Consider the following 18,089-nt stretch of genomic DNA (forward strand, 5'->3'; position numbering starts at 1 on the left):
AAACTGTCAATGAGAATAAATGAATATGTTAAATTAATCAGTGTTTCTTTTGCATTTACGTTATCCGTTATTTTAATCTGTTGTAGTTTTTTTAATGATTTCTTTTCCATTGATGATACATTAAATGATCTATTAGGTTTTTATAAGCAATTTGGCAAGATCTGGCTTTCAGGGCATATTCCTTTTATTACGAGTGATTTAATGGTCGGTGGGAATGCGATGATTGAATTAGAAAGAGGGATTTTTTTACCAACCACAATTATTACCTCGATTATCGCCTATAAAACAGAGAGTATAAAACTAACAGGGATTGTATTAGCTTTTATCAATCTCAATACTATCTTTATTTCAAGTTATTTCATTGCTAAGAAATTCAAAATACGGGTAAATTATGCCTATGCTTTTGCCGCTTTTGTGGCAATTAATCCGATGTTTTTATATCAATATTCTGCTGCATGGTGGAATGCTGCCATTGGTCAGGCTTGGGGAATGGCTGCTATTGCAAGTTTTTTCTGTTTACGTGAAAAGATTTCTATTCAGTCCGTGCTGGTTAATTTCCTCTGTGTTGTTTTTATGCTAAATTCAGGCTGGCCACATTCTATTATTGCTTATGCAGCTTTAGTTTTCCTTACATTATGCTTCGATTTTTACCACAATAAAGATATTCGATTTATAATTTATCTTGCCCTGCCAAGTATTTTAGCGTTGTTTTTTTCTATTCCTGTTTATTCTGAATATATTTATTCTAGTGAACTAATAAATAGACCTTCTGGATTTCATAATTTTGGTAATTTTTTGTCGCCATCTTTGGATTCTATTTTATTTGGATTTAGTCCAACCTATTATAGTTATATGAATTATTTTATTGGATATAAGATAATTCTAATTCCAATAGGATTTTCAACTTTAATTTTTCCATTTGTCTTATTTTATAAGAATATTATCGATTTATTTAGAAAAGACCATAGTTTTAAGTTAATCGTTTGCTTTAGTATTCTGTTTCTAATACTCTCTCAGTTACCAACACAATTTGGACCACTTCGTTGGTCTTTTAGGTTTGTACCATTTTTATCATTTTCTATTTGCTTAATAACTTTTTACGCTTTGGATAAAGCTATTGATGCTAAAGCAAGTAAACACCTCAATATTTATTATGGGACATTCTTAATCATTAATTTTGTATTCTCTTTTTTTATGTCTATGGGAGAAGATATAAAATATATTATATTACAACTTTTTGTATTAGTAATTTTATTCATCATTCCTAAATTAGGAAGATTAAACTTATTTCATAAAGTTGGATTTTCTTTAATGGCATTAGTTTCTTTGATTATTATGTTAGTGGGATTAAATTCGTTAGGTAATACAAATAAAAATTACCTCCCCTTTCCTAAATTACCAGAAAAAATAGAAATACCAAGTGGTATAAACCTAGATGGATACATTCTTTCCTTGACTGGTGGTAATGACAACAGAAAATATTTACATGATTTAAATTCAGCCCAATTTGGGGTATATCATCTAAAATCTATTAATGGTTATGCTCCAGTAGGAAACAAAAATTTTGGATTTTTATTACCACATAATTCTGGACATGCAATGTTTTATCCTAAAGAATCTTTATATAGAATTTTACAAGGATCTTCTCCGTATAATTGTATTGTAAATGACATGAAAGTGAGTGTAGTTATTTTACGTATGCAAGATTACATGCCATTTCAACAACAATTTATGATGTGTGGCTATGTAGATGTGAAATTATTTGGTTTGGATACGATTTATCTTTCATTACCTAAAGATAAAACCAATGGTTGGAATATGCTACCACCTACGGTTTATCCAATAACAGCACAAATTAAGATGTTAGAGCATAGTAATAATTTTGATAAGATAGAAATCTTCCCACATCAGGAGGAGCTGGAATTAATTTTCCCTCGGGTTTATTGGAAAGGTTATACTGCAAAAATTGGCGACACAGATTTGGCTGTATTGCCTGATTATACTCAAGCATTTGTGAAAGTAATTGTACCTAGAAATTTATCAGGAACTTTACTCTTATCCTATTTTCCTTATACGTGGCGATATGTATGGTGGTTGCCATTATTGTCTGTCATTGGGTTATTGATATTATTTATTCAGGTTAAAAAGAAAAATGTTTAGGATAACCTTTTTTTATATTTTATTTGCCATGTTTTCGACTGGGTTAAATATTTTATGTCAGGAAATCTCAATTAGGCTATATTCAGGACCTTATGATATGGCTGTGTCCATTTTTGTTGGTACTGTATCTGGATTGTTTTTTAAATATGTATTGGATAAAAAATATATCTTTAATTATCAACCAGATAATATAAAACATGATAGTCAATTATTTGTGATATATACTTTGATGAGTGTATTTACCACGCTGATTTTTTGGGGCGTTGAATTTTCTTTTCATTTTGTGTTTCAGACCAAAGAAATGCGATATATTGGAGCAATGATAGGGCTTGCCATTGGTTATACGGTAAAATATATGTTAGACAAAAAATATGTGTTTATTCGGGAGTAAAGAATGATTTCAGAAAAATTAAGTTCTTGGGGAAATCTTTCTGCCAATTTACATGATATTGAATATATCTTCTCTCAGAAACAAGCCATTAATACTATTCCTCACGCCCCAAAAAAGGGGCTTGCCTTTGGCAATGGTCGTAGTTATGGTGATGTGCCATTAAATTCCAATGGATTAATTTGGAATATGTCGGGGCTTAGTCGTTTTATTTCATTTGATCCTGAGCAAGCGATTTTACATTGTGAAGCAGGCATTACATTACAGGAAATTCATCGAGTATTTAATCCGCTAGGCTGGATGCTCCCTGTTACCCCAGGTACACTAATACCAACGGTTGGTGGTGCAATAGCTAATGATGTTCATGGTAAAGGTCATCATAGTTCAGGTTCATTTGGTGATCACCTCTTATATATAAAATTATTGAGAACAGATGGCGAAATTATCGAATGTTCCAGACAATATAATGCAGATTGGTTTTATGCAACAATAGGGGGAATTGGGCTGACAGGCGTTATTTTAGAAGCAAAATTAGCAATGCGAAAAATAACAAGCACTTGGATAGATGCTGAAACTATTCCATTTTATCACTTAGATAATTTTTTTACGTTATCTGACTCATCTGAACAAGCGTGGGAATATTCTGTTTCTTGGATTGATTGTTTTAGTGGTAAAAATTCTCGAGGTTTGTTTATGCGAGGTAATCTTAGTCAAGAAACTAAACCAACCCCATCACCTAAAGAAAGATCATTTCCTATCATGCCACCCGTTTCTTTGGTCAATGGAATAAGTCTTCCTTTATTTAATTTTGCTTATTTCAATATAAATCGGCTTAAACCGAGAAAACAACTTATTGATTTTGAACCATTCTTTTATCCATTAGATGCTATTCATGATTGGAATAGAATGTATGGTCCTAAAGGTTTTTTCCAATATCAGAGTGTCATTCCGAAAGAAGTTGGCAAAGTTGCGACAGATGAAATGTTAAAGGTAATTAAAAAATCTGGTGAGGGTTCTTTTCTTGGCGTGTTAAAAACTTTTGGTCATTCTGAATCAGGTGGATTATTAAGTTTTCCAATGAAAGATGGTGTTACATTAGCCTTAGATTTCCCCAATAAAGGTGAAAGCACATTGCGTCTATTTAATCTATTAGATAGGATTGTAGAAGAAGCGGGAGGACGATTGTATTTAGCGAAAGATGCCAGAATGCCTAAATCACTTTTTGAAAAAGGGTATCCAAGAATAGCAGAATTTTTACGATTCCACGATAAAGGAATTAGTTCCAATTTATCGCGTCGGTTATTAGGGGTTTAATTTTAAGGACAGATATGCAAAAAACAAGAATTTTAGTCGTTGGTGGAACATCAACTATTGCAGAATATTGCCTGAGAGAATGGGTAAAAAAACAAGACTGTGATGTTATTTTATTGGGTAGAAATAAGGAAAGATTGCAACTTGTTACTTCAGATCTTCAAGTGAGATCACCTAATTCAACCTTTGAATCTCATGTTGTCGATTTTACCAATACAACTGATATTCATAATATGATTTCGGATATTTTCACTAAAGGGAGAATTGATATTGCTCTGATTGCTCATGGAATCTTGCCAGACCAAGAAGCATTGCAAATAGATGTTGCTAAAAATAAAGCATCACTTGAAATAAATGGTATTTCACCTGTTTTATTTGCAGAAGAAATCGTAAATTATATGCTAAAAGAAAATTACGGTTCTTTAGGTATTATCGGCTCGGTTGCTGGTGATCGTGGTCGAAAATCCAACTATATTTATGGTAGTGCTAAAGCGATGATTGATAAATACATTCAAGGAATACAACATAGATTAGCTCTCGCCAATTCAAAGGTTAAGGTTTCACTTATTAAACCAGGTCCAACTAAAACAACCATGACCCAATCTATAACTGGTAAAGGAAAAATGGCTGAACCTAAACAAGTGGCATTAGATATTGTTTCAGGTATGCAAAAAGGTAAACGGGTTATTTACACCCCGAAAAAATGGGCATTAATCATGACTGTAGTAAAACATATCCCAATGTTTTTGTTTAGAAAGATAGATATTTAAGTAAATAAAAATTCTCTCTCCAACACCAACGCAATACCATCTTCGTTATTGCTGGCGGTTACTTGTTTTGCCACTTGTTTAATTTCATCAGGGGCATTGCCCATGGCGACACTTAACCCTGCATATTGCAACATATCCAAATCATTAAAATTATCGCCGAAAGCAATGACTTGATCGGCGGTGATGTTCAATAATTTTTCCATAAATTGAATGGCTTTCGCTTTGGTGGCGGCTTTGTTCATGATTTCAAGGTATTCAGGTTTAGAGCGGTGAATACTCAAGTGCGGTAGATTTTGTTTGAGTTTTTGTTCTAACTGTTGAATATTAGTGGCATTACCCATCACTAAAATTTTATGCACATCTGTTAAATCTGTTGGCACAATTTGAGCCTGTAAGCCTGTAATTTGGCTTTCTTGCAACGTCCAAAAATTGCTTAAATCGTTGCTAAACCAGTTTAGTCCAGCATAATGATTAATAGATAAATCAGCATAATCCGCTAAAATTTGATTAAGCAACCTAACATCATTTTGTTCAATAAGTACGCTATAAAGTGCGGTTAAATTTTTATCTAAAATTAATGCTCCACTATAGCAAATTATCGCTTGTTCAGTGTGTAATTGCTCAGTGTAAGGTGTGATCGCATAAGGCGGTCGGGCGGAAACGGGAATAAATGGAATCCCTTTTTTCACAATGGCTTTTATTGCTTGCTCGGTACGTGAAGTGATTTGATGTTGACTATTTAATAGCGTGCCATCAATATCGCTGAAAACGGCTTGGTATGACATAGATGCCTCCTTTTATTTTTTCTGATACAACCGATAACAAACCTGACCCGTGATTTTTTCTTTCAATAAATACCAATTTTCAGGTGCATTTAAAGGTTTATCTTTTTCGGTTTCTACATAAATTAACGCTTGCTGTTGTAACCAGTTATTTTGTTCTAACAATTTAATAGCTTGTTCGCTCAAGCCAAAGTTAAATGGTGGATCAAGAAAAACCACATCAAAGTGCGGTGTTTTTTGCGGTTGTTTTAACCATTCAAGGCTGTTTTGATTAATCACATTTGCTTGATTTTCATCGCATTTTAAACGGATTAAATTCTGTTTTAATTGATTAAAGACGGTTTTCTCAAGCTCCACAAAAGTCACCTGTTTGGCTCCCCTTGATAAACTTTCAAAACCAAGTGAGCCACTACCAGCAAAGCAGTCTAAACAACAACTATCCACAATATAAGGCATTAACCAGTTAAACAATGTTTCTTTAACTCGATCCCCCGTAGGACGTAAACCTTGTGAATTTAATACGGGTAATTTTCGTCCCCGCCAACGACCTGCAATAATACGGACTTCACCCTTGCTTTGTGATTGGTTTGGTGTGTGTTCTTTTGTGTATTTTTTCATACAGATAATAGATAAAAAATGATAAACTATACAAATTTTATATAGTTTAACAGATATTAAGAGATTTTTATGACAGATGAAAAGAAAAAAGGCGGTTTTTGGTCGTGGTTGGGATTAGGTAAAAAGCAACCAGATGATATTGTTGATCAGCAACCACAGCAGGAAGAAACCGCTCAAATTATTAAAGAAAGCAACCAACCAGCGGAAAACATTGTTGTTCTTGTTGAAGAAAAAATTGAAGAAGTTAGCGATAAAATTGAGCAAACCATAGAAAACGTGAGTGAACATTTAAGCGAAGAAATGCTTGATGTGGTGGAAAATTTTGTTCAATCGGAAACAGCGTTAACTTCCGAACAAAATGACACCGTACTTGAACCTGTAAAAACAGAACAGATTGTGGCGGAAATTGCTGTTCAATCAGATGAAATTGAAGAAAATAATGCAGAAAGTGCGGTGCAAATTGAGCAAATTTCTGATTCGGTTGATGAAATAGAACAACAAATTGAAATTTCATCAGAAGAAAAGCAAGAAGCTATTGCTGAAAGTGCTATTACGCAAGAAAAACCGAGCGAGGGAGGCTTTTTCAGTCGTTTATTAAAAGGTTTGGTGAAAACCAAACAAAATATCGGGTCTGGCTTTCGTTCGCTATTTTTCGGTAAAAAAATTGATGATGAACTATTTGAAGAATTGGAAGAACAGCTATTAATTGCCGATATTGGCGTGCCGACTACCAGCAAAATTATCAAAAATTTAGAGCAACACGCTACACATCAACAACTTAAAGATGCGGATTTATTGTATCAACAATTAAAACAAGAAATGGCGGATATTCTTAATCCTGTGGCACAACCATTGCAGATTGACGCTGCCAAAAAACCTTATGTCATTTTAATGGTCGGTGTGAACGGTGTGGGTAAAACCACTACCATTGGCAAACTGGCTCGTCAATTCCAGCAACAAGGCAAATCAGTGATGTTAGCTGCTGGTGATACATTCCGTGCTGCTGCTGTAGAACAGTTGCAAGTGTGGGGCGAACGTAATCATATTCCAGTGGTGGCACAAGCTACTGGCTCGGATTCAGCATCGGTGATTTTTGATGCCATGCAATCGGCGGCAGCGAAAAATATTGATATTTTAATTGCGGACACCGCTGGGCGTTTGCAAAATAAAAATAATTTGATGGACGAGTTGAAAAAAATCGTACGAGTAATGAAAAAATATGATGAAACCGCACCGCATGAAATTATGCTCACCCTTGATGCTGGCACAGGGCAAAATGCCATTAGTCAGGCAAAATTATTTAATGAAGCCGTGGGGCTTACAGGAATTTGCTTAACTAAATTAGATGGCACCGCCAAAGGTGGCGTAATTTTTGCCATTGCGGATCAGTTTAATTTGCCGATTCGCTATATCGGTGTCGGTGAAAAAATTGAAGATTTACGTGCGTTTAATGCCAATGAATTTATTGATGCCCTATTTACGCATGAAGAATAGGCACAGGAAAATTAATCGGAAAGGATAAAAAATGATACATTTTCAAAATGTAAGCAAAGCCTATTTAGGCAGTAAACAACCTGCTTTACAAGGACTAAACTTTCATTTACCTGTTGGCAGTATGACCTATTTAACAGGGCATTCTGGAGCAGGTAAAAGTACATTGTTAAAATTAATTATGGGCATGGAACGTGCTAACGGCGGACAAATTTGGTTTAATGGACACAACATCACCCGTCTATCTGCTTATGAATTGCCCTTTTTACGCCGTCAAATAGGTATGGTACATCAAGATTATCGTCTTTTGCCCGATCGTTCTATTGTGGATAACGTTGCACTTCCATTAATTATTGCTGGAATGCACCCAAAAACAGCCCGAGATCGAGCGTTAGCTATGTTAGATGTAGTAGGGCTGTATGACCGTGCAGATCATCAGCCATTACATTTGTCAGGTGGTGAACAACAACGAGTAGATATTGCTCGAGCTGTGATACACAAACCACAATTATTGTTAGCTGACGAACCTACTGGCAACCTAGATAACGCACTTTCTTTTGATATTTTTAGCCTATTTGAAGAATTTAATAAAATGGGAATGACTGTGTTAATTGCCACTCACAACGTGAGTTTAATTCAACAAAAACCAAAACCTTGCCTTGTGTTAGAACAAGGTTATTTGCGAGCATAAGGGAAAGAAAATGAGTTCAACACAAAAAGCCCCGTTTTGGGTGCAAATGAATTATGTTTTACGCAATGTGTGGGCAGATCTTTGCTTGAAAAAATATGGCACATTGTTGACGATTTTAGTGATAGCTGTGTCATTAACCATTCCTACGGTGAGTTTTTTACTTTGGATGAATACCCATTTAGCCACCACAAAATTCTATCCTGAAACAGAATTAACGGTCTATTTGCATAAAAATCTCAATGCTGATGATTCCAATAAGGTGGTAGAAAAAATTCGTGAACAAAAAGGGGTGGAAAGCCTTAATTATATTTCACGTCAGGAAAGCCTGAAAGAATTTAAAGCATGGTCTGGTTTTAATGAAGAATTAGATATTTTAGACGATAATCCTCTACCAGCAGTGGTGATGATTCACCCTAGCTCGGAATTTCAAGCTTCAGAAAAACGTCAGGAATTACATAGTAATCTGATGAAAATCAAAGGGGTAGAAGAAGTCAGGATGGATAATGACTGGCTGGAAAAACTCACCGCAATTACTTGGCTGATTGCACATGTGGCTATTTTTAGTGCAGTATTGATGACCTTAGCGGTATTTTTAGTGATCGGTAACAGTATTCGTTCCGATGTATATAGTAGCAAAGCGAATATTCAAGTCATGAAACTACTCGGTGCCACCGATCAATTTGTACTACGCCCTTTCCTTTATACGGGCATTATCTACGGCTTTTTAGGTGCATTAGTCGCTTGTATTTTCAGTAGTTTTATCATTGGTTATTTCACCAGTGCGGTAAGATATGTTACCGATATTTTTGCGGTCCAATTTGAATTAAACGGCTTAGGATTCGCAGAATTTGCGTTCTTATTGATTATTTGCTCAATTGTGGGTTATACGTCTGCATGGATTGCAGCGACACGGCATATAAGGGTGTTGGGGAAGTGATGACAAATGCAGAAAAAGTTGGAATGTCACCTGAACAATCTAAAAATATTGATGAATATTTTGAGTTTATTCGTGAACCAATGCAAGAACGAGAGATTGAATTATAATATATTTATTTGAGTAAATAGTTATAAATAATCTTATTTATAATCCTTTTTTTATGATGAAATTTAACTAAAACCCAAATTTCATCATTTTTTTATAAAAACACTTGATTTTATCAGGCTTATCTGTAATTTTATAACCTTTCAAACACAACATAACTTAAAGGAAATGCAAATATGAAAAATGTCGGTTTTATCGGTTGGCGTGGTATGGTTGGCTCGGTATTAATGGATCGTATGGTTCAGGAAAACGATTTTGCTAACATTAATCCTGTGTTCTTCACCACATCGCAAGCGGGGCAAAAAGCCCCTGTGTTTGCAGGTAAAGATGCTGGTGAATTGAAAAACGCCTTTGATATTGATGAACTCAAAAAATTAGATATTATCGTGACCTGTCAAGGCGGTGATTACACCAACGAAGTGTATCCAAAATTAAAAGCCACGGGTTGGGACGGCTATTGGGTGGATGCCGCATCCGCATTGCGTATGCAAGATGATGCAATTATCGTGTTAGATCCAGTGAACCAACACGTCATCACCGACGGCTTGAAAAAAGGCATTAAAACTTTTGTGGGCGGTAACTGTACCGTGAGCTTGATGTTAATGGCGATTGGGGGCTTGTTCGAGAAAGATTTAGTGGAATGGATTTCGGTCGCCACTTATCAAGCCGCATCAGGTGCGGGTGCGAAAAATATGCGTGAGTTGCTTGTGCAAATGGGTCAATTAGAAGATAGCGTGAAAGCAGAATTGGCTGATCCAGCATCATCTATTTTAGACATTGAACGCAAAGTGACGGCTAAAATGCGTGCGGACGATTTTCCAACGGATAACTTTGGTGCAGCCTTAGGCGGCAGCTTAATTCCGTGGATTGACAAACTTCTACCAGAAACGGGACAAACCAAAGAAGAATGGAAAGGCTATGCAGAAACCAACAAAATTTTAGGTTTAAGCGACAATCCAATTCCAGTCGATGGCTTATGTGTGCGTATTGGGGCATTGCGTTGCCACAGCCAAGCGTTCACCATTAAACTCAAAAAAGACTTGCCATTAGCGGAAATTGAACAAATTTTGGCAAGCCATAATGAATGGGTGAAAGTGATTCCAAATGATAAAGAAACCACCTTGCGTGAGTTGACACCTGCTAAGGTGACTGGCACATTAAGCGTACCTGTCGGTCGTTTACGTAAATTGGCGATGGGTCCTGAATATTTGGCAGCATTCACCGTGGGCGACCAATTATTATGGGGTGCGGCAGAGCCAGTACGCCGTATTTTGAAACAGTTAGTTTAGTGGTTGTGAGGTGCGTAATAAACGCACCTTTTTTCCATGATTATTTTATTAGTGCGTTAATAGGTAATTTTCATATATGCAACGAGAACCCCATTTTTGTCAATTTGCGTTAACTGAACTTTATCCTTTTGCTCAACAATTTCCGATTCAATATATTGATGGAAAAAGAAATTGTGCTATCGCCTATCGTCATTTTACCCACCAAAATCCTGCACAACGAAAATTGATTATTCTCGTCAATGGACGAGCTGAAAGTATTTTGAAATGGACTGAACTCGCTTATGACTTTTATCATCAAGGGTTTGATGTGCTATTATTTGATCACCGTGGACAAGGTTATTCACAGCGTTTATTAAAAGATCCTGACAAAGGGCATTTAGATGAATTTCGTTTTTACATGGATGATATGGCAAAAATTATCGAAAAAATCACCGCACTTTATGATTATCAAAGCCAACAGATTGTGGCACATTCTTTAGGCTGCTTAATTTCAAGCTATTATTTAGCTAACTATGATCACCATATAAAAAGTGCGGTATTTTCTTCACCGTTTTTTGCTATTGCTTTAAAAAATCCGTTACGTGATGAAATATTATTAAATCTAATAATTTTGCTAGGATTTGGCGAACGTTATGTATTCGGTAAAACGGTTTATAAACCTGCCGATTTAAGAGATAATGAATTAAGTTTTTGTAAAACTCGTATGAAATGGATGAATCGGATTAATCGAAAATTTAAACAAATTAATCTTGGCGGACCGACTTTCCGTTGGGCTTATTTATGTTTGCAAGCCATTAAACACTTGCCAAAAATTCTGCCACGTATTGAAATTCCAGTTTTGATTTTACAAGCAGAAAAAGAAAAAATAGTGGACAATAAAAATCTGGCTAAATTCACCGCACTTTTACCGCAAGGAAAATTAGTGAAAATTGAGCGAGCAAAACATGAAATTTTATTTGAATGTGATGATATTAGAAATACGGCGTTAAATCGTATTTATTCCTTTGTTAATTGTTCTACTAAATAAATCACTTCTTGCAAAAATTGTGGAATACCCTCTACCACATTTAATGCGACATCTTCATCATAAGTATGACTTGTTCTTGAACGCATCTCTCGATAGGTTTTCCAATCTTTCCATTCACCAAGTAATAACCCTTTTTCATTACCTGAGCGAATAAGATCCTGAAAAGACATGCTGTCATATTGCTCAGGATTCGGGGATATTTGGGCTAAATAGCGTTTGAGCATTTTGTGACTTAATTCATAAGTAAATTCAAAACGTTGGATTAATCCATCACGAATTTGAATATCGCTGATGTCAGTTTGATAGCGAATTAAACCTTCTTTTAGTCGTTCAATTGCATTTATTAATGGACTAAAATCCAATTTAACGATTTCATTTTCATCATTCATATAGCCTACTTAATGTAAATTTTCCCCAGCGGTTTTATCCAATTTTGCCACAATAAAAAATAAAATAAAACCAAAAATGGAACTGGTTAAAAAGGTATAACTAAAGGCTTGTTGTAGCATTTCTGGTGCCACTAAAGTGCGGTAAAAATTTAATGCTATAGCAGAAACCGCAATACCTAAACCGATACCCACTTGTTGAATAACACTTAACATAGTTGAACCAGCACTGGCGTTATGTTGATCTAATTCTGAAACGGTTAATGTATTCACCGATGTAAACATAATAGATAAAATCATGCCGTAAACAAACAATAAACTAATATATGCCCACAATGGCGTGTCAATGGTTAATAAGGACATTAGCCCAACTGATAGAGCCATACATAATGAATTGATTATTAATAAATTTCGATAGCCGAGTAATCTTAATAAAGGGCGAATAATAGGCTTACTGATCAAAGAACTAATGGCTATCGGCGTAATCATTAAACCAGCATAATCAGCACTGTATTGAAAAGAAACTTGTAACATCAATGGCAATAGAAAAGGAATGCCTGAACCACATAAACGAATAAATAAATTTGACCACGAACCCAAATAATAGGTGCTAATTTTAAATAAATTAAGTGGAATTAAAGCGGTTTGATTGCCTTTTGCATAAAAATAATAACCCATTAAAAATATACAACCTACCGCTAAAATACTAACTGCTTGCCATTTTTCTATAAAAGTTTCATTAACTAAATCTAATCCAAAGGTAATACAAACTAAACCACCACCAAAAAGCAGAAAACCTTTCCAATCAAATTTAGTTAAATCATTTTTTACATTCGGCATAAAATAGCTTGATAGAATCACCCCAATTAAACCGATAGGAATATTAATTAAGAAAATCCAGTGCCAAGAAGCATAGGTCACTAACCAACCACCTAAAATTGGACCAATAATAGGACCGGTTAAGCCTGCCATTGCCATTAAATTCCAAATGGGAATTAATTCATTTTTAGCCACTGTACGAATAATCGCAAGGCGAGCCACTGGCATCATCATGGCACCGCCAAAACCCTGTAATATTCGAGAAAAAATCAGCATTTCTAGCGACATTGAGAAAGCACAACTCACTGATCCAATTACAAACATAACAACGGAAAAACGGAAAATATTGAGCGTACCATATTTATCCGCTAACCAACCACTAATAGGAATAAATAATGCCACTGTCAACGCATAGCTGATCACCGCTAGTTGCATTTCTAAAGGTGATTGATGCAAATCCGCTGCGATAGCAGGTAATGCTGTATTTAAAATAGTGGTATCTAACGCTTGCATAAAAAATGCCGTGGCGGCAATCCAAGCGAGTGAGCGTGGAGAAACGGATTTTTCCATTTTAGTTATTCCGTAAATAATGCCAAATAAATTCGACTATTTGATCTATATTATTAATATCTAACCATTGTTTATCGGTTTTGATAGGATAATCTGTGGCAATGGCTATAACGTTTTGATCCTGTTCTGGTAAAGGTTTAGTCATCTCTTTTCTATGCAGTAGAATTTTAGGGATAGCTTCTTGTTTAAAACCTTCAATTAACACTAAATCAGTTAACTGCGGATCAAATTGTCGTACCAAATAAGCAAAGGACTCTGGCTTAGAGGTTTCAGTCATTAACGCCCAACGTTGATCACAAGCCATAATCACCTGACTAGCTCCCACTTCTTTCATTCGCCAACTATCTTTCCCTTGTTTATCTACTTGAGCATTATGGTGGCTATGCTTAATCACCGCTACTTTCAAACCAAGTGCGGTTAATTTTGGTAATAATTTTTCTAATAAGGTGGTTTTACCACTACCGCTATAACCTGTTATACCAAGAAAGGGAATCATTTTGCCTATTACCTATTGTTTATATTGTTGCTTTTATATTTCCATATTATGCTTAATGTATTATAGTTTAGTTCAGCATAAAAATTCCATTATAAAACCGTGATCTGGATCACAGTTTTTAATCGTTTAACTGGTATTTAATCGACTTATCATGGATAATTAAACAGAGTAAATAAATCAATCAGAGGTAAATTATGACAACGCAATTAGACGCTTTAAAAAACGTAACCGTAGTAGTAGCTGATACTGGCGATATTGAAGCTATGAAACTTTATAAACCACAAGATGCCACTACCAACCCATCAATAATTTTAAGTGCATCTGCACTACCACAATATGCTCCATTAATTGATGAAGCTGTTGCTTATGCGAAAAAACAAAGTGACTGCAAAAAACAACAACTTGTTGATGCAGAAGATAAATTAGCGGTAAATATCGGTTTAGAAATTTTAAAACTGGTACCAGGACGTATTTCTACTGAAGTAGATGCTCGCCTTTCTTACGATACCGAAGCTACTGTTGAAAAAGCACGTAAATTAATTCGTCTTTACAACGAAGCAGGTATTGCAAACGATCGTATTTTGATCAAAATTGCATCGACGTGGCAAGGTATCCGTGCGGCGGAAATTTTAGAAAAAGAAAACATTAACTGTAACTTAACCCTATTATTCTCTCAAGCTCAAGCTCGTGCTTGTGCAGAAGCAGGCGTTTACTTAATTTCGCCGTTTGTTGGTCGTATTCTTGACTGGTACAAAGCTAATTCTGATAAAAAAGACTATGCACCAGCAGAAGATCCAGGTGTGGTTTCTGTAACAGAAATTTACAACTACTACAAACAATATGGCTATAAAACTGTGGTAATGGGTGCGAGTTTCCGTAACGTGGGCGAAATCACCGAATTAGCAGGCTGTGACCGTTTAACCATCGCTCCACCATTATTAAAAAAGTTACAAGAAAGCACAGCACCTTTAGCTCGTAAATTAGACTATAAAGGTGAAGTCAAAGCTCGCCCAGAACCATTGAAAGAAGCTGATTTCTACTGGCAACATAATGCAGATCCAATGGCAGTTGAAAAATTGGCTGAAGGTATCCGTAAATTTGCCGCAGATATTGAAAAATTAGAAGCGATGTTAGCAGCAAAACTTTAATCATTTATCTAAAAACAACTTGAAGTGCGGTGAAATTCATCGCACTTTTTTATTAAATTAATTTATTCTCTCACCTGTGGATAACTCGATAAAAAACCCTTTAAAAACATGTGTTTTACTATTTAATAAAAGATAATTTAAACTTACCTGTGGATAACTAAACAAGTTATACAGATTTTACTTACTGTAAAGATCTTACTTTTCCTTATCTAAAAAAAGATCTAACTATTTAATCTATAACATAAAAAGATCCTTATTCACTATGATCAGTGGATCTAATAATAACAATAATAAGATCTTTATATATAAATAAGATCTATATTTATTACTTACCTCTCTCTTTTCTGATCGACGTTTATAGATCCACTTTCTTGTTTTATCAAATTTAGGTAGAATACGCCTTTATTTTTAGCTTAGATCGGTGAAAGGGATCTTTAACTTAGAGAATATTTTTATGTTTTATACTGAAAATTATGATGTGATCGTGATTGGTGGCGGTCACGCAGGTACAGAAGCTGCTCTTGCTCCCGCTCGAATGGGACTTAAAACCCTTTTATTAACTCATAATATTGATACCCTTGGACAAATGTCTTGTAATCCAGCTATTGGGGGAATTGGCAAAGGGCATTTAGTCAAAGAAATTGATGCCATGGGTGGATTAATGGCAACAGCGACCGATCAAGCAGGTATTCAATTTCGTACATTAAATAGTTCAAAAGGTCCAGCTGTACGAGCCACTCGTGCGCAAGCAGATCGAGTTTTATATCGTCAAGCGGTGCGGATCGCTCTTGAAAATCAACCTAATTTAGATATTTTCCAACAAGAAGTGACCGATGTTTTGATCGAACAGGATCAAGTTACTGGGGTGGAAACTAAAATGGGCTTAAAATTCCGTGCCAGATCGGTGGTATTGACGGCAGGGACATTTTTAGCAGGTAAGATCCATATTGGTTTACAAAATTACGAAGGTGGACGAGCTGGCGATCCTGCATCGGTTTCCCTTTCTCACCGTTTACGTGATCTAGGCTTGCGTGTCGATCGTTTAAAAACAGGCACGCCACCCCGTTTAGATGCTCGCACGATTAATTTTGATGTGTTAGCCAAACAACATGGCGATGCGGAATTGCCTGTATTCTCCTTTATGGGATCGGTGGATCAGCACCCTCGTCAAATTCCTTGTTTTATTACCCATACTAACGAAAAAACTCACGAGGTGATCCGCAATAATTTGGATCGTAGCCCAATGTACACGGGGATTATTGAGGGGATTGGACCGCGTTATTGTCCGTCTATTGAAGATAAAGTGATGCGTTTTGCCGATCGTAATTCCCATCAAATTTATCTTGAACCAGAGGGATTAACCTCAAATGAAGTCTATCCAAATGGGATTTCGACCAGTTTGCCTTTTGATGTGCAAATAGGTATTGTTAATTCTATGCAAGGGCTAGAAAAAACCCGTATTGTCAAACCAGGTTATGCTATTGAATATGATTATTTTGATCCACTGGATTTGAAACCGACCCTTGAAACTAAAGCCATTAAAGGTTTGTTCTTTGCTGGGCAAATTAACGGCACAACTGGTTACGAAGAAGCGGCGGCGCAAGGTTTGTTAGCAGGCATTAACGCTGGACTTTATGTGCAACAAAAAGATCCTTGGTATCCACGTCGTGATCAGGCTTATATGGGCGTTTTGGTCGATGATCTTTGTACCTTAGGGACTAAAGAACCTTATCGTGTCTTTACCTCTCGTGCGGAATATCGTTTGATTTTGCGTGAAGATAATGCGGATATCCGCTTAACCCCGATAGCTCACCAACTCGGTTTGATTGATGAAAAACGTTGGGCAAGATTTAATCAAAAAATGGATAATATAGCCAAAGAACAAGAACGCTTAAAACAAATTTGGATTCATACTAAATCTGAGTATTTGGCGGAAATTAATAATTTAGTTAATACGCCTATTGTGCGTGAAGCCAGTGGGATTGATTTATTGCGTCGTCCTGAAATGAATTATGATATTTTAACCAAAACCACATTATTTGCTCCAGCTTTGGAAGATAAGCAAGCCGCTGAACAAGTCGAAATAGCAGTGAAATATCAAGGTTATATTGAGCATCAACAAGAGGAAATTGAAAAACAAAAACGCCATGAGAATACGGCTATTCCTGAGCGTTTTGATTATAGTTTGGTGGTGGGGCTTTCTAATGAAGTACGAGCTAAATTGGAACAACATCGCCCAGTTTCCATTGGACAAGCAAGCCGAATTTCAGGTATCACCCCTGCGGCGATTTCTATTTTGTTGGTGAACTTAAAAAAACAAGGAATGTTAAAACGTGGTGACTAATTTAGAACAGCAATTAAGTGAAAAGCTAGAAACTTTGCTAAAATCCACCGCACTTTCTGTGACCGATCAGCAAAAAAGCCAATTAGTGCAGTTGGTATTATTGCTGCACAAATGGAACAAAGCCTACAATCTCACCTCCGTGCGTGATCCACAAGAAATGCTAGTGAAACATATTTTAGATAGTCTTGTGGTAAGTCCTTATTTACAGGGTTCAGGTTTTATTGATGTGGGAACAGGACCAGGTTTACCAGGATTACCATTAGCGATTATTAACCCTGATAAACAATTCTATTTACTAGATAGTTTAGGTAAACGTATTAGCTTTATTCGCAATGCCGTGCGAGAGTTAGGATTAACTAACATTGAACCCGTGCTGAGTCGTGTAGAAGAATTTAAGCCCGATCATCTATTTGATGGCGTATTAAGTCGTGCCTTTGCTAGTCTAAAAGATATGACCGATTGGTGTCATCATTTACCCGCTGAAAACGGGTTATTTTATGCTTTAAAAGGGCAATATCATCGGGAGGAAGTACAACAACTTTCAGCTGATTATGTGATTCAGCAAGTGATTGAACTACACGTACCCGAATTACAAGGGGAACGTCATTTGGTGTTGATTAAAAAAGCCTAATATATCATTTTATTCAATTTATCTAGTGCGGTTAAAATTTTTATATTTTTTAACCGCACTTTTTATTTTACTCGGTTTGGTTGTGGTTACTCCATTTTTAGCTTTACTTTTTATTTGAAATAAATA

General features: G+C 35.8%; 17 protein-coding genes. 12 read left to right on the plus strand and 5 right to left on the minus strand.

Features of this window, described 5'->3' with window-relative positions; all coding sequences use genetic code 11:
- Nucleotides 1-9: 9 nt before the first annotated feature.
- Genes O1Q81_RS01500 through O1Q81_RS01515 form a run of 4 tightly spaced genes read left to right on the plus strand, consistent with a single transcriptional unit; the run spans nt 10 to nt 4,629 of the window.
- A complete protein-coding gene (locus O1Q81_RS01500; RefSeq protein ID WP_386697854.1) occupies nt 10-2,160 on the plus strand; it encodes a hypothetical protein in 2,151 nt (716 codons plus the stop codon).
- Entirely contained in the window at nt 2,153-2,551 is a 399-nt protein-coding gene (locus O1Q81_RS01505) for a GtrA family protein (RefSeq protein ID WP_386697855.1), read from the plus strand. Before O1Q81_RS01500 ends, O1Q81_RS01505 begins: the two co-directional genes overlap by 8 nt.
- 3 nt (nt 2,552-2,554) lie before the next feature.
- Entirely contained in the window at nt 2,555-3,862 is a 1,308-nt protein-coding gene (locus O1Q81_RS01510) for an FAD-binding protein (protein ID WP_386697856.1), read from the plus strand.
- 14 nt (nt 3,863-3,876) lie between these two features.
- Nucleotides 3,877-4,629: an SDR family NAD(P)-dependent oxidoreductase gene (locus tag O1Q81_RS01515; RefSeq protein ID WP_386697858.1), complete on the plus strand. Its 753-nt coding sequence runs from the start codon at nt 3,877-3,879 to the stop codon at nt 4,627-4,629.
- Here O1Q81_RS01515 and O1Q81_RS01520 read toward each other — a convergent pair.
- The gene (locus O1Q81_RS01520) at nt 4,626-5,414 is read right to left on the minus strand and encodes a Cof-type HAD-IIB family hydrolase (RefSeq protein WP_386697859.1); all 789 of its coding nucleotides are present in this window, start codon (nt 5,412-5,414) and stop codon (nt 4,626-4,628) included. The two genes, O1Q81_RS01515 and O1Q81_RS01520, sit on opposite strands and share 4 nt — an antisense overlap.
- Before the next feature lie 12 nt (nt 5,415-5,426).
- Nucleotides 5,427-6,029 (minus strand): 16S rRNA (guanine(966)-N(2))-methyltransferase RsmD, encoded by a 603-nt coding sequence (rsmD, locus tag O1Q81_RS01525; protein WP_386697861.1) that lies wholly within the window; start codon nt 6,027-6,029, stop codon nt 5,427-5,429.
- Nucleotides 6,030-6,098: 69 nt separating this feature from the next.
- On the opposite strand from rsmD, the gene ftsY reads away from it, so the two are divergent.
- The 5 genes from ftsY (at nt 6,099) to O1Q81_RS01550 (ending at nt 11,569) form a co-directional block, all read left to right on the plus strand.
- Nucleotides 6,099-7,523: a signal recognition particle-docking protein FtsY gene (gene ftsY / locus O1Q81_RS01530; protein WP_386697862.1), complete on the plus strand. Its 1,425-nt coding sequence runs from the start codon at nt 6,099-6,101 to the stop codon at nt 7,521-7,523.
- Nucleotides 7,524-7,554: 31 nt separating this feature from the next.
- Nucleotides 7,555-8,211, plus strand: coding sequence for a cell division ATP-binding protein FtsE (gene ftsE, locus O1Q81_RS01535; RefSeq protein WP_386697864.1), 657 nt, complete (start codon nt 7,555-7,557; stop codon nt 8,209-8,211).
- 10 nt (nt 8,212-8,221) lie between these two features.
- Complete coding sequence (gene ftsX, locus O1Q81_RS01540) at nt 8,222-9,148, plus strand: permease-like cell division protein FtsX (protein ID WP_386697866.1); 927 nt, start codon at nt 8,222-8,224, stop codon at nt 9,146-9,148.
- A 281-nt stretch (nt 9,149-9,429) separates the two neighbouring features.
- Nucleotides 9,430-10,542: an aspartate-semialdehyde dehydrogenase gene (asd, locus tag O1Q81_RS01545; RefSeq protein WP_386697868.1), complete on the plus strand. Its 1,113-nt coding sequence runs from the start codon at nt 9,430-9,432 to the stop codon at nt 10,540-10,542.
- 76 nt (nt 10,543-10,618) lie between these two features.
- Nucleotides 10,619-11,569 carry an alpha/beta fold hydrolase gene (locus O1Q81_RS01550; RefSeq protein WP_386697870.1) on the plus strand — a complete coding sequence of 317 codons (951 nt, stop codon included), beginning with the start codon at nt 10,619-10,621 and terminating at the stop codon, nt 11,567-11,569.
- Here O1Q81_RS01550 and O1Q81_RS01555 read toward each other — a convergent pair.
- Genes O1Q81_RS01555 through mobB form a run of 3 tightly spaced genes read right to left on the minus strand, consistent with a single transcriptional unit; the run spans nt 11,539 to nt 13,840 of the window.
- Nucleotides 11,539-11,958, minus strand: a complete 420-nt coding sequence (locus O1Q81_RS01555; protein ID WP_386697871.1) for a nucleotidyltransferase substrate binding protein — start codon at nt 11,956-11,958, stop codon at nt 11,539-11,541. The genes O1Q81_RS01550 and O1Q81_RS01555 overlap by 31 nt on opposite strands.
- A 9-nt stretch (nt 11,959-11,967) precedes the next feature.
- The gene (locus O1Q81_RS01560) at nt 11,968-13,344 is read right to left on the minus strand and encodes a DHA2 family efflux MFS transporter permease subunit (RefSeq protein WP_386697873.1); all 1,377 of its coding nucleotides are present in this window, start codon (nt 13,342-13,344) and stop codon (nt 11,968-11,970) included.
- 1 nt (nt 13,345) lies between these two features.
- Complete coding sequence (gene mobB / locus O1Q81_RS01565; RefSeq protein ID WP_386697874.1) at nt 13,346-13,840, minus strand: molybdopterin-guanine dinucleotide biosynthesis protein B; 495 nt, start codon at nt 13,838-13,840, stop codon at nt 13,346-13,348.
- A 194-nt stretch (nt 13,841-14,034) separates the two neighbouring features.
- On the opposite strand from mobB, the gene tal reads away from it, so the two are divergent.
- The 3 genes from tal to rsmG all read left to right on the plus strand — a co-directional run bounded on the left by tal (nt 14,035) and on the right by rsmG (nt 17,963).
- Complete coding sequence (gene tal, locus O1Q81_RS01570) at nt 14,035-14,988, plus strand: transaldolase (protein ID WP_386697875.1); 954 nt, start codon at nt 14,035-14,037, stop codon at nt 14,986-14,988.
- A 454-nt stretch (nt 14,989-15,442) separates the two neighbouring features.
- On the plus strand, nt 15,443-17,332 hold the full coding sequence (gene mnmG, locus O1Q81_RS01575; RefSeq protein ID WP_386697877.1) for a tRNA uridine-5-carboxymethylaminomethyl(34) synthesis enzyme MnmG: 1,890 nt from the start codon (nt 15,443-15,445) through the stop codon (nt 17,330-17,332).
- Nucleotides 17,325-17,963, plus strand: coding sequence for a 16S rRNA (guanine(527)-N(7))-methyltransferase RsmG (gene rsmG, locus O1Q81_RS01580; protein WP_386697878.1), 639 nt, complete (start codon nt 17,325-17,327; stop codon nt 17,961-17,963). The genes mnmG and rsmG overlap by 8 nt, the downstream gene beginning before the upstream one ends.
- Nucleotides 17,964-18,089: the final 126 nt, after the last annotated feature.

Origin of the sequence: Lonepinella sp. MS14436 (genome assembly GCF_042470565.1) — a bacterium.
Taxonomy (GTDB): Bacteria; Pseudomonadota; Gammaproteobacteria; order Enterobacterales; family Pasteurellaceae; genus Lonepinella.